Below are 11,763 nucleotides of genomic sequence, written 5' to 3'. Positions count from 1 at the left end.
CGTCGCGGCCGGCAGGCCCCGCGGCTGTGTCTGTGGAGGTGATCCGTATGGTGGCGCGGCGTTGCGAGCAGTCAAGGACCTGCGACCGCGCGCACCGACTCGGCGACGAGCGCCGCGAGCCGCGCGGGGGCGTCGGCAGGCAGTGGTGTGCGACCGAACGTGAAACGCACGGAGGTCTGCGCGACCCCGGGCGGGATGCCGCACGCGATCAGGACGTGCGATGGCTCGTCGCTGCCCGCAGCGCAGGCGGATCCGCTGGATGAGACGACACCGCGGCGCTCCAGCTCGAGCAGCACGGACTCGCCGCTGACGCCTTCGAACGTGAAGCTCGCCGTGCCGGGAAGTCGATTCTCGGCGTCGCCCGTGAGCGTGGCCTGCGGGACGGTCACGAGCACATCGGCGATGAACGCGCGCGTGCGCTCGCCGACCGCCGTGGCCACGGCCTCCCGTTCCTCATCGGCGAGTTCCAGGGCTGTGGCGAGAGCCACGGCCCCGGCGACGTTCTCGGTGCCGGAGCGGCGCCCCCGCTCCTGTCCGCCGCCGTGGATCAGCGGCTCCACCGGGATCCGTCCGCGAACGATCAGAGCCCCGATGCCCTTCGGGGCGCCGAGCTTGTGGCCGGCGATCGAGATCGCGTCCGCCGCGAGAGCCTTCAGCGGCAACCATCCCGCTGACTGCACGGCGTCGACGTGCAGCACGGCACCGGCGGACTGGACGACGTCCGCGAGCGTCGCGACGTCCTGGATCGTCCCGATCTCGTTGTTCGCGTGCCCGAGGGTGACCAGGGCGGTGTCCTCGCGGATCGCCGCGGCCAGTGCCTCTGCACCGAGGCGACCGGCGGCGTCCACGGCGGCCGTCGAGACCGCCACGTCATGGAAGCGCTTCAGGTACGCGGCCGACTCGAGGATCGATTCGTGTTCGATCGGCGAGACGACGAGGTGCCGGCGATCCGACGCGAGGACGACGCCCTTGACGGCCAGATTGTTCGCCTCCGTGCCGCCGGACGTGAAGATCACATCGCCGGAGCGCATCCCGACGATGCGGGCGATGCGCGCGCGGGCGTCCTCGAGTGCGCTCGCCGCCGCCTCGCCGACCGTGTGGTGGCTGGACGGATTGCCGAAGACGCCGGTGAGGTACGGGCGCATCGCTTCGAGGACTTCGGGGCGCACGGGCGACGTGGCGGCGTGGTCGAGGTAGAGCACGGGTCAGCCGATCCGCAGGTCGAGCCCCAGGTCGAGAGCGCGCGCCGAGTGCGTCAGCGCGCCGACGGAGATCACGTCGACTCCCGTCTCCGCGATCGCGCGCACCGTGTCGAGGCTCACTCCGCCGGATGCCTCGGCGGTCGCCCGCCCCGCCAGGAGCTCGACGCCCGCCCGCAGATCGTCGAGCGAGAAGTTGTCGAGCAGCACGGTATCGGCGCCGCCGGCGAGGACATCCGGGATCTGGTCGAGACGGTCCACCTCGACGACCACGTGCGTCGTGTGCGGCAGCCGCGTCAGGGCCTCGCGCAGGGCGGTGGCGAGGTCGGCGCCCGAGCGCGTCAGGACCGCGAGATGGTTGTCCTTGGCCATCACGGCATCCGACAGGGAGAACCGGTGATTGCTGCCGCCGCCCGAGACGACGGCATGCCGCTCGAACGCGCGCAGACCGGGTGTGGTCTTGCGCGTGTCCGCGATGCGGACACCCGTGCCCGCCACCGCGTCGACGTAGGCCGCCGTCAGCGTCGCGATCCCGCTCATGCGCTGGACGAAGTTGAGGGCGACGCGTTCGGCCGTGAGCAGGCTCCGTGCCGGTCCGGATGCCGAGGCCAGCACATCACCGGGCCCGAACGCGTCGCCGTCGCCGACATGCAGATCGACGGTGACCGCGGGGTCCGTCAGGGTGAAGGCGGCCGCGAACACGTCTCCACCGCTGAACACGCCCCTCTCCCGGGCCACGAGGTCGGCGGTCGCGGTCGCGCCGGCGGGGAGCAGCGCCGTGCTCGTCAAATCGCCCCAGGGAGCGTCCTCCTCGAGAGCGGCGCCCACGACGCGGGTCAAGGTGGATGCGGTGATCATCGGACTCCGATCAGGGAACGTTCGCGGAAATGAGCGCCGATCGACTCGGTGCGCTCGGCGGCGGCGGATGCCGTGGCGGCGGCGAGCAGGAGCAGGTTCGCGTCCTCGTGCTCGGCCACGGATGCCGGGACGACCGCCTCGGTCTGCCAGGCCCGGATCGTGGCGACCGCATCGGCGAGCCCCTCGTCCGTGCGAAGGAGGCCGACGTTCTCCCACATGAGCCGCTGAAGCGCTGCGCGGGAGAGCCCCGGTGTGCCGTCCTCGTGACCTCCGTCGTTCGTTGAGCGAGCGGAGCGAGTCGAAACGCGTTCGTGCGGGGAGGGCGTTTCGACTCGGTCGGCTGCGCCGTCCTCGCTCGACGAGCGGATGAGAGCTGCGCCGTCGTCGCTCGACGAGCGGATGAGTGCGTCGCCGTCCTCGCTCAACGAGCGGATGAGAGCTGCGCCGTCGTCGCTCGACGAGCGATGGAAAGCGGCGCCGTCTTCTTTCGACGGGCCGGCAGCGGCGACTGCCGCACGGGCTCCGAACACCGCGCCCTCGAGGAGCGAGTTCGACGCCAGACGATTCGCGCCGTGCACGCCGGTGCGTGCGACCTCGCCGGCCGCGAACAGCCCGGGCACGCTCGTGCGTCCGTCGAGATCCGTGACGATTCCGCCCATGAGGTAGTGCGCGGCCGGAGTGACCGGAATCGCCTGACTCGCCCAGTCGAATCCGCGCTCCCGCGTCACACGGTCGATGGTCGGGAAGCGCTCGGCCAGTCGCTCCGCGCCGAGAGCGGTGGCGTCCAGGCGCACCGGGGCGCCCTGACGCGCAGCCTGCCGGGCGATCGCGCGGGCCACCACGTCGCGGGGCGCGAGTTCGCCGTCCGGATGCTCGTCGAAGCAGAACCGCCGGCCGTCCTCGTCGATCAGCGTCGCCCCCTCGCCGCGGACCGCCTCCGAGATGAGGAACGGGGTGCCTGCGGCGAGGATCGTCGGGTGGAACTGCACGAACTCCAGATCCGCGATCGCGGCGCCGGCGCGTATCGCGGCGGCGATGCCGTCTCCGGTCGCGCCCTTCGGATTCGTCGTGTGCGCGAAGAGCTGCCCGGCCCCGCCGGTCGCGAGGATCACGGCGTCCGCGTGCCGGTCGACGAGCGCGCCGTTGAGGAGGACCCGCACCCCGCGCACGGACGACCCGTCCGTCAGCAGGTCGACGAGGAACGCGCCCTCGACGACCTCGACGGCCGCCGCTCGGACCGCGGTCGTGAGAGCCCTGGTGATCTCGGCCCCGGTCGCATCGCCGCCGGCATGGACGATCCGCGCCGCGCTGTGGGCCGCCTCGCGACCGAGCAGCAGCTCGCCGGACGGCGAACGGTCGAAGGCCACGCCGCGGGCGATCAGCTCGGCGATGCGGGCCGCGCCCGCGGAGACGAGGACGTCGACGGCCGCCGGGTCGCTGAGACCGGCTCCCGCGTTCAGGGTGTCCTCCGCATGCGCGGCGGGGGAGTCGCCCGCCCGGTACACCCCCGCGACGCCGCCCTGGGCGTGCGGTGTCGAGCCGTCGCCGAATGCGCCCTTGGTGAAGACGGTCACCTCGGCACCGGCATCCCGGGCATGCAGCGCGGCGGTGAGCCCGGCGATGCCGGAGCCGATGACGGCGATCCTCATCGCCGGCTCGATCCGACGCCGTCGCGCTCGGCGTAGGGCGAAGGAGCGGGCTTCGCCGCCAGCATCCGCTCCAGCGCGACGCGGGCGGGATCCGCGACGTCGTCCGTCACCTGGATGCGGTTGACGACGCGTCCCGCGACGAGCTCCTCGAGCACCCAGGCGAGGTAGCCGGGGTGGATCCGGTACATGGTCGAGCACGGACAGACGACCGGGTCGAGGCAGAAGATCTCGTGCTGCGGATACTGCGCCGCCAGACGCCGCACCAGGTTGATCTCCGTGCCGATCGCGAACGTCGTCGGCTCCGACGCGGCGTCGATCGCCCGGCGGATGTAGTCGGTGGACCCGGCCTCGTCCGCGGCATCCACCACCTCCATCGGGCACTCCGGGTGCACGATGACGCGCACGCCCGGGTGCTCGGCGCGCGCCTGATCGATCTGGGCGACCGTGAACCGGCGGTGCACCGAGCAGAACCCGTGCCACAGGATGACCTGCGCGTCCACGAGTTCGGCGGCGGAGGAACCGCCCAGCGGCCGACGCGGATTCCACATCGGCATCCGGTCGAGCGGTACGCCCATGGTCTTGGCGGTGTTGCGGCCGAGATGCTGGTCGGGGAAGAACAGCACCCGGCGGGCGCGCTGGAACGCCCACTCCAGGACGGTGGCGGCGTTCGACGACGTGCAGACGATCCCGCCATGACGGCCGACGAAGCCCTTGATGGCGGCGGAGGAGTTCATGTACGTGACAGGGACGACCGGCACGCGACCCTCTTCGTCCGCCGCGTCCAGGTCGCCGAGCACCTCGGCGAGCTGCTCCCAGCACTCCTCGACCTGGTCGATGTCCGCCATGTCGGCCATGGAGCAGCCTGCGGCGAGGTTCGGCAGGATCACGCTCTGGTCCGCTCCGGAGAGCAGATCGGCGGTCTCGGCCATGAAGTGCACGCCGCAGAACACGATGGCCTCGGCATCCGGACGCTGCTTGGCGGCGGTCGCGAGCTGGAACGAGTCGCCCACGTGGTCGGCGTGCTTCACGACCTCCTCGCGCTGATAGAAGTGCCCCAGGACCACGACGCGGTCACCGAGCTCCTGCTTGGCGGCGACGATGCGCGCGTCCAGCTCGTCCTCGCTCGCCTCGCGGTACTCGGCGGGCAGCTCGCCCTGGCGCGGCGCACCGGTGGGGATGACGTCGCCCATGGACGATCCGGGACCGTATCCCGGACGCGTGTCGAAGTCCCACGGGCCGGCGGCCAGGTCCGTGCTGCACGTGGCCTCGGTGCTCGATCCGTCGACGATCGCCTGGATGGCGTGGTCGACCGAGGCGTCGGTGCGGACGGCGGGGGCGGAGACGAAGGTGGTGCTCATCGGGTGCTCGTTTCGTCGAGGGTGGTGCGGGTCGGGTGGGTCAACGGGCGGGAGGGAGGGAATCGGATGCCGGGGCCGGCGATGCCCGCCCGGCGCCGAGCGGGCCGCGGTCGGCGAGTTCGACGTCGGTGTTGTAGCGGTACAGCCGGGCCGGTCGATGGCTGCCGGTGCGGAAGGCGTCTGTGGGTACGAGGGTGCCCGTGGCCTCGACCTGGCGTCGGAAGTTCGCCGGGTCCAGACGCCGTCCGAGGATCGCCTCGTACGCCTCGCGGAGGTCCGAGAGCGTGAACGTCGGCGGCAGGAACCCGTGCGCGACGCGGCTGTAGCCGACCTTGTTGCGCAGTCGCCACAGGGCGTACTCGACGATCTGGTTGTGGTCGAAGGCGAGCTCCGGAAGAGCGTCGGCATCGAACCAGCGCACATTCTCCGGCGCGTTGCCGGCCGCGACATGGGCGGCGCTCTGCGCGTCGACCTCGTCCTGACGAAGCAGCGCCCAGTAGACGATCGACACGACCCGGCTGGGGGAGCGGTCGACGTCTCCGAACGCGTACAGCTGCTCGAGGTAGCTCGGCGCGAGTCCGGTGGTCTCCGCGAGTGTGCGGGCCGCGGCCTGCTCCAGACCCTCGCGCTCGTCGAGCCATCCGCCGGGCAGCGCCCACTGGCCCTGGTGGGGGTCCCTCGTGCGCAGCACGAGCGGCAGCGACAGGACGGGGGAGCCCTCGTCTCCGCGGCGCAGCGTCAGGATCACTGTCGACACCGCGACGCGGATCTCCGACTCCTGACTTCTGGTCATCATGACTCTAACCTCCGCCTCGATCTTAGTGTCAAGGTGACCAGAACCTCAAGCGGGTGACGACTTGTGACGCTGTCGACGCCGGCCCGCGGCCGGGATGCGACGTGGAATCGCCGCGTGAGGAAAACGTTACGCGGCCGTAACCACGGCTCTTGCCTGGCGTGACAGGGTTTGTTAGGTTACTGTCCTAACAAACCCCTCCTCGGGGTTCTCAAGGATGAGCAGCACCCCTCAAGCAATGCAGCACCGAGAGGAAAGGCAACACATGTTCCGCACTGGAAAGCGCCGTGTCGCGATCACGGCGATGGCGGGGGCATCCGTCCTCGCACTGGGCCTCACCGCCTGCACCGGCGGTGGCGGGGAGACGGGCGACGGCGGCGACGCCGAAGAAGTCACCCTCCGCGTCTGGGCCGGCAGCCAGACGCCCATCGAGGCGAACTTCAACCCGTTCGCGCCGACCGTGCTCCACGGTGCGCTCGGCCCGATCCTCGAGCCGCTGTTCTTCTTCAACAAGACGGCGGACGAGCCCGCGACCGGCATGATCGGCGAATCGTACGAGTTCAACGAGGACGGCACGGTCATCACCGTCAAGATCAAGCCCGATCTGAAGTGGAGCGACGGCGAGCCGCTGACCGCCGAGGACGTCGCGTTCACCTTCACCTACGAGGGCAACAACCCCGAGGGGCAGGGCCTGGTCTCCGCCGAGCCGCAGGACGACACCACCGTGGTGCTGACCTACGCCACGCCGCAGTTCACCTCCGAGTGGCAGCGCATGGGCGGCACCTGGATCCTCCCGCAGCACGTCTGGAGCGAGGTCGACGACTTCGCCACCTTCACGAACGAGGAGCCGGTCGGCTCCGGCGCCTACGTGGTGGACAGCGTCACGAGCGAGTCCTACGTCCTGGTCGCGAACGAGAACTATCGCGGCGCCGACGACCTCGGCGTCGGGACTGTGCAGTACATCGCCGTCGACAACAACCAGGCCGCGCAGGACCTCCTCGCCGCGGGCGAACTGGACTGGGCCGGCATGTTCATCCCCAACCCGGACTCGGTCACGGGCAACGGGAAGATCGACTGGATCAACACGCCTCAGGACCCCACCGTCCTCTACACGTGCGCGAACGCCGACCTCGGCTGCACGGGCGAGCAGACCGACGTGGCCGTCCGTCAGGCGCTGAACGTCGCGGTCGACCGCGCCACGATCAAGGAGAAGGCTTTCGTGGGTCTCACGGGAGACATCTCGCCGACCTACGCACTGCTCCCGCGTGATGAGAAGTGGGTGGCCGACCCGGCGAACGCCGTGAGCCCGCAGGACCCCGACGCGGCCGAGGCCGGGTCCATCCTCGAGGCGGCCGGCTACACCAAGGACGGCGACGGCTTCTACGGCAAGGACGGCACTCCGATCGAGCTCGACCTGATCTCGGTGGACGGCTGGACTGACTACAACGACGCCGCGAAGCTGATCGCCGAGCAGGCGGCCGCCGCCGGCATCAAGATCAACGTCGGGACGGTGCAGTGGCAGGAGTTCTCGGACGCCCGCCAGACCGGTCAGTACGAGCTGATCGTGGGGGGCATGGTGGGGACCTCGGTCGCCGACCCGTTCCAGATCTACCGCGACTGGCTCGGCGGGACTGAGATCCAGTCGACGGGCCCCGTCGGCGAGGAGGTCCCCGCCGGACGCTGGAACTTCAGCCGTTACAACAACCCGACCGTCGACGCCGCGATCGCCGCGGCCAACGCGACGAACGACGAGGCCGTCAAGAAGGAGCAGTACGCCACGATCCAGTCCGAGATCGTCCGCGACCTGCCGTACATCCCGCTGGTGATCAACGCCACCCAGACCTTCTACAACTCGGCGGAGTTCACGGGGTGGCCGACGGAGGAGGACCTGTACGCCTTCCCGCCGTCGTGGGGTTCCGTGTCGGCCGGATTCATCCTGCCGCAGCTGAAGCCCGCCGGTTGATGCCGAGATGACGCAGAGGAGCAGGAAGTCGAGGATCTGACATGAAGTACTATGCCCGCAGGATCGGGTTCTACATCATCACGCTGTGGGCCGCGATCTCCCTCAACTTCCTGCTCCCTCGTCTGATGCCCGGCGACCCCGCCGACATCATGATCGCCAAGCTGCAGCGCAACGGCGGCGAGGTCTCCGAGACCACCGTCCGCAACATCAAGCTGCTGCTCGGCTCCGACGACTCCTCGATGTGGGAGCAGTACCTCGGCTACTGGGGCCGGATGCTGCGCGGGGATCTGGGGATCTCCGTCACGAAGTATCCGACCCCGGTAGCCGAGCTGATCGGCCAGGCGCTGCCGTGGACGCTGATCCTCGTCGGCGTCGCCACGATCATCTCCTTCGTGCTCGGCATCGTCCTGGGCGCGTGGGTGGGCTGGAAGCGCGGAACCTGGGTCGATCACCTGATCCCGGCGACCACGATCCTCCAGTCGATCCCCTACTTCTGGCTCGCCCTCGTGCTGGTGTCGGTGTTCGCGGTCGGACTCGGCCTGTTCCCCATCATCGGCGGGTACAGCGTGTTCGACTTCCCCAAGGGCCCGGAGTGGAGCTGGGCGTTCTTCGCGGATGCCGTTTGGCACGCCATCCTCCCGGCGACGACGATCGTCATCAGCTCGGTCGGCGGCTGGCTGTTCGGCATGCGCAACATGATGGTCTCCACGCTCGCCGAGGACTACGTGACCACGGCCGAGGCGAAGGGACTGCGGCCGCGCCGGATCCTCACCATGTACGCGTCGCGCAACGCGGCGATCCCGTCGATCGCCGGCTTCGCCATCACGCTCGGCTTCGTCGTGGCGGGATCGATCGTCATGGAGCAGGTGTTCACCTATCCGGGCATCGGCAAGCTCATGTTCCAGGCGGTGCAGAACAGCGACTACGCGCTCATGCAGGGCGTCTTCCTCGTGATCACCCTGACCGTTCTCGCCGCGAACTTCATCATGGACCTCGTCTACGGCTACATCGACCCGAGGGCACGCCACAATGTCTGAGACCATCACCAAGCCCACCGCCGCACCGCCGGACACCGTCGCCCTGGTCACGCAGAAGCCTGCCAGGGGAGGCTGGCGGGCCATGCTGCCGACCATGTCGGCGAAGCTCATCACCGGCATCGTCATCGTCGTCGCGATCGTGCTGTTCGGGATCATCGGACCGTTCGTCACGCAGGATCCTCGCTTCTCCGGAAACGACGCGCTGCAGCCGCCGAACTCCGAGCACCTGCTCGGAACGACGAAGCTCGGTTACGACGTGCTGGCCCAGCTCGCGTACGGAACGCAGGGGTCGCTGCTGGTCGGAATCGTGGCCGGTCTCATCGCCATCGTGCTCTCCCTGCTGTTCGGTGTGCTCGCCGGATACGTCGGCGGGTGGCGGGACGAGACGCTGTCGCTGGTGACCAACATCGCCCTCGTGATCCCTGGGCTCCCGCTGGCCATGGTCATCGCGACGTACTTCAACACCCGCAGCTGGCTGCTCGTGGCCTTCGTGCTCGGCATCACCTCCTGGGCGGGGGCCGCCGTCGTGCTGCGCACGCAGGCGCGATCGCTGCGCAGCCGGGACTACGTCTACGCCGCGAAGGTGGCGGGGGAGAAGTCCTTCCGCGTCATCCTCGTGGAGATCCTGCCGAACCTGCTCCCGCTGCTGGCCGCGCAGTTCCTGTTCGCGATCATCTTCGCCATCCTGGGCGAGGCGGGCCTGTCCTACTTGGGTCTCGGCGCGACCGACTCCATCACGTGGGGGACCATCCTCAACGACGCGCAGTCCGGTCAGGCGCTCGGCACGGGAGCGTGGTGGTGGTTCATCCCGCCCGGCATCCTGATCGCGCTCCTGGGCTGCGGACTGTCGCTCATCAACTTCGCGATCGACGAGATCATCAACCCGAAGCTGCGGGTCGCCCCCGAGGCCGCGCGCCGCGTGCGCAAGGCCGCGAAGACGAAGGGAGTGGGCGCATGACCGCCTCCGAACCCGTTCTCACCGCCCGCGGCGTCTCGATCGAGTACGAGGTCGATCCGCCCGTCAAGGCCGTGCGCGACGTCTCGCTCACTCTTCACCGCGGTGAGATCCTGGGCCTCGCCGGCGAGTCCGGCTGCGGCAAGACGACGCTCGCCTACGGCCTCAACCGGCTGCTCAAGGCGCCGGCGCTGATGACCGGCGGCGAGATCGTCTTCCACGACAGGGACGGCGACGACATCGACATCGTCGGGCTCGAGGACGAGGGCCTGCGCGCGTTCCGGTGGGACAAGATCTCCATGGTGTTCCAGGGGGCGATGAACTCCCTCAACCCGGTCATCAGTGTGAAGGCGCAGATCTTCGACGTCTTCGACACGCATCGTCCCGGCATGAGCCGCCGCGCCAAGACCGAACGCGCGGAGGAGCTGCTCCGGCTCGTGGGGGTGGATCCCTCCCGGCTGACGAGCTTCCCGCACGAGCTGTCCGGAGGAATGCGCCAGCGCGTGATGATCGCGATGGCGCTGGCGCTGGATCCGCAGGTCATGATCATGGACGAGCCGACCACCGCCCTGGACGTGGTCGTGCAGCGCGGGATCATCCGCGAGATCATGCGCCTTCGGGAGAAGCTCGGCTTCGCGGTCATCTTCATCACCCACGACCTGCCGATGCTCCTGGAGATCAGCGACCGGATCGCGGTGATGCTGCAGGGCGAGATCGTCGAACAGGGCACCGCGGAGGAGATCTACCGGACCCCGCAGCACGAGTACACCCGGAAGCTGCTCTCCAGCTTCCCGAGCCTGCGCGGAGAGCGCGGCGGCTTCGTCCGCAGCGGCGACGCCGCACACGCGGGGGCGGCCGCGGCATCCGTCAAGGAGGACGTCCGATGAGCACTCTGGAAGCACGCCACCTCGTCAAGGACTTCCGCCTGCGCTCGGGACTCAAGTCCACGACGCTGCACGCGGTCAAGGACGTCTCGTTCACTCTCGAGGCGGGCAAGACGATCGCGCTCGTGGGCGAGTCCGGCAGCGGGAAGTCGACCATCGCCCGGATGCTGATGAAGCTGGAGACGCCGACGTCGGGGGAGATCCTACTGGACGGCGCTCCCAGCGGGAGATCCGGATCCGCGCTGGCGCGCTACCGGTCGGACGTGCAGATGGTGTTCCAGGACCCGTTCGCGTCGCTCAACCCGTTCCACACGATCATCCATCACCTCGAGCGGCCCCTGCGCATCCACCACCCGAAGCTCTCCCGCGGCGAGGTGCGCGAGAAGGCCCTCGATCTGCTCGAGCGGGTGCGGCTGTCGCCGGCCGAGAGCTTCGCGGAGCGGCGTCCGCACGAGCTGTCCGGCGGACAGCGCCAGCGCGTCGCCATCGCCAGGGCGCTTGCGCCCGGCGCACGGTTCATCGTCGCCGACGAGCCGGTCTCGATGCTCGACGTGTCGATCCGCCTCGGCGTCCTGAACCTGCTCGCCGACCTGCAGCGCGAGGAGAACCTCGGCGTGCTCTACATCACGCACGACCTCGCCACGGCACGCCACTTCAGCGACGAGATCCTCGTGATGTACCGGGGAGACATCGTCGAGCGCGGGCCGGCGGACGCGGTCATCCTCGACCCGCAGCACGACTACACGAAGACCCTGTTGGGCGCGGCGCCCGACCCCGAGAACATGGGCCGGCTGCGCGACGAGGTGCGCGCGGAGCTCGCGGGAAGGCCGTAAGCTGGTCGCACAACTGAAGACGGCCCCACGACCCGTGCGGGAGAGCCCCGGTGATTCCGGCCGGGCACCGAAGGAGCAAGCCTCCCCGCCAATCTCTCAGGTACGCGTACCGCGCCGGTCGGGCCACTCTGGAAAGCGATGCCCGCGCATCCGCCGACGGTGAAAGCCCCATCGGGGTGAAACTCTCAGGCCCATGACAGAGGGGGAGTTCTCGGATACCGTGCATTCCGTACG

10 protein-coding genes and 2 riboswitches are annotated in these 11,763 nt (G+C 69.5%); of the genes, 5 read left to right on the top strand and 5 right to left on the bottom strand.

The window, feature by feature from the left end; translation table 11 throughout:
• Positions 1 to 71 precede the first annotated feature (71 nt).
• Genes AC3RXZ_RS05185 through AC3RXZ_RS05165 form a run of 5 tightly spaced genes read right to left on the bottom strand, consistent with a single transcriptional unit; the run spans position 72 to position 5,860 of the window.
• Complete coding sequence (locus tag AC3RXZ_RS05185; RefSeq protein ID WP_491493336.1) at positions 72 to 1,202, bottom strand: cysteine desulfurase family protein; 1,131 nt, start codon at positions 1,200 to 1,202, stop codon at positions 72 to 74.
• Positions 1,203 to 1,205: 3 nt separating this feature from the next.
• Positions 1,206 to 2,057 (bottom strand): carboxylating nicotinate-nucleotide diphosphorylase, encoded by an 852-nt coding sequence (gene nadC / locus AC3RXZ_RS05180; protein WP_243224756.1) that lies wholly within the window; start codon positions 2,055 to 2,057, stop codon positions 1,206 to 1,208.
• On the bottom strand, positions 2,054 to 3,706 hold the full coding sequence (gene nadB / locus AC3RXZ_RS05175) for an L-aspartate oxidase (protein ID WP_491493335.1): 1,653 nt from the start codon (positions 3,704 to 3,706) through the stop codon (positions 2,054 to 2,056). Before nadB ends, nadC begins: the two co-directional genes overlap by 4 nt.
• Positions 3,703 to 5,064, bottom strand: coding sequence for a quinolinate synthase NadA (gene nadA, locus AC3RXZ_RS05170; RefSeq protein WP_491493334.1), 1,362 nt, complete (start codon positions 5,062 to 5,064; stop codon positions 3,703 to 3,705). Before nadA ends, nadB begins: the two co-directional genes overlap by 4 nt.
• Before the next feature lie 40 nt (positions 5,065 to 5,104).
• Entirely contained in the window at positions 5,105 to 5,860 is a 756-nt protein-coding gene (locus tag AC3RXZ_RS05165) for an NUDIX hydrolase (RefSeq protein ID WP_491493333.1), read from the bottom strand.
• Positions 5,861 to 6,122: 262 nt separating this feature from the next.
• On the opposite strand from AC3RXZ_RS05165, the gene AC3RXZ_RS05160 reads away from it, so the two are divergent.
• From AC3RXZ_RS05160 to AC3RXZ_RS05140, 5 genes are read left to right on the top strand one after another with little or no spacing between them, the layout of a single operon-like run.
• Positions 6,123 to 7,820: an ABC transporter substrate-binding protein gene (locus AC3RXZ_RS05160; protein WP_491493332.1), complete on the top strand. Its 1,698-nt coding sequence runs from the start codon at positions 6,123 to 6,125 to the stop codon at positions 7,818 to 7,820.
• Positions 7,821 to 7,861: 41 nt separating this feature from the next.
• A complete protein-coding gene (locus tag AC3RXZ_RS05155; RefSeq protein WP_243224760.1) occupies positions 7,862 to 8,857 on the top strand; it encodes an ABC transporter permease in 996 nt (331 codons plus the stop codon).
• The gene (locus AC3RXZ_RS05150; RefSeq protein ID WP_243224761.1) at positions 8,850 to 9,815 is read left to right on the top strand and encodes an ABC transporter permease; all 966 of its coding nucleotides are present in this window, start codon (positions 8,850 to 8,852) and stop codon (positions 9,813 to 9,815) included. Before AC3RXZ_RS05155 ends, AC3RXZ_RS05150 begins: the two co-directional genes overlap by 8 nt.
• Positions 9,812 to 10,699: an ABC transporter ATP-binding protein gene (locus AC3RXZ_RS05145; protein WP_243224762.1), complete on the top strand. Its 888-nt coding sequence runs from the start codon at positions 9,812 to 9,814 to the stop codon at positions 10,697 to 10,699. The genes AC3RXZ_RS05150 and AC3RXZ_RS05145 overlap by 4 nt, the downstream gene beginning before the upstream one ends.
• Complete coding sequence (locus AC3RXZ_RS05140) at positions 10,696 to 11,529, top strand: ATP-binding cassette domain-containing protein (RefSeq protein WP_243224763.1); 834 nt, start codon at positions 10,696 to 10,698, stop codon at positions 11,527 to 11,529. Before AC3RXZ_RS05145 ends, AC3RXZ_RS05140 begins: the two co-directional genes overlap by 4 nt.
• A gap of 27 nt (positions 11,530 to 11,556) precedes the next feature.
• Positions 11,557 to 11,651, top strand: a riboswitch (glycine riboswitch).
• Positions 11,652 to 11,739, top strand: a riboswitch (glycine riboswitch). It abuts the riboswitch before it with no gap.
• Positions 11,740 to 11,763: the final 24 nt, after the last annotated feature.

The sequence above is a fragment of the Microbacterium cucumeris genome, assembly GCF_058349845.2.
This window is presented reverse-complemented; position numbering and strand designations above follow the sequence as displayed.

What these genes read in the sequence shown, in the direction of transcription:
- AC3RXZ_RS05160 (WP_491493332.1), top strand. Translation starts at nt 6,123, where the DNA reads ATGTTCCGCACTGGAAAGCGCCGTGTCGCGATCACGGCGATGGCGGGG.
- nadA (WP_491493334.1), bottom strand. Translation starts at nt 5,064, where the DNA reads ATGAGCACCACCTTCGTCTCCGCCCCCGCCGTCCGCACCGACGCCTCG.
- nadC (WP_243224756.1), bottom strand. Translation starts at nt 2,057, where the DNA reads ATGATCACCGCATCCACCTTGACCCGCGTCGTGGGCGCCGCTCTCGAG.
- nadB (WP_491493335.1), bottom strand. Translation starts at nt 3,706, where the DNA reads ATGAGGATCGCCGTCATCGGCTCCGGCATCGCCGGGCTCACCGCCGCG.
- AC3RXZ_RS05145 (WP_243224762.1), top strand. Translation starts at nt 9,812, where the DNA reads ATGACCGCCTCCGAACCCGTTCTCACCGCCCGCGGCGTCTCGATCGAG.
- AC3RXZ_RS05155 (WP_243224760.1), top strand. Translation starts at nt 7,862, where the DNA reads ATGAAGTACTATGCCCGCAGGATCGGGTTCTACATCATCACGCTGTGG.
- AC3RXZ_RS05140 (WP_243224763.1), top strand. Translation starts at nt 10,696, where the DNA reads ATGAGCACTCTGGAAGCACGCCACCTCGTCAAGGACTTCCGCCTGCGC.
- AC3RXZ_RS05150 (WP_243224761.1), top strand. Translation starts at nt 8,850, where the DNA reads ATGTCTGAGACCATCACCAAGCCCACCGCCGCACCGCCGGACACCGTC.
- AC3RXZ_RS05165 (WP_491493333.1), bottom strand. Translation starts at nt 5,860, where the DNA reads ATGATGACCAGAAGTCAGGAGTCGGAGATCCGCGTCGCGGTGTCGACA.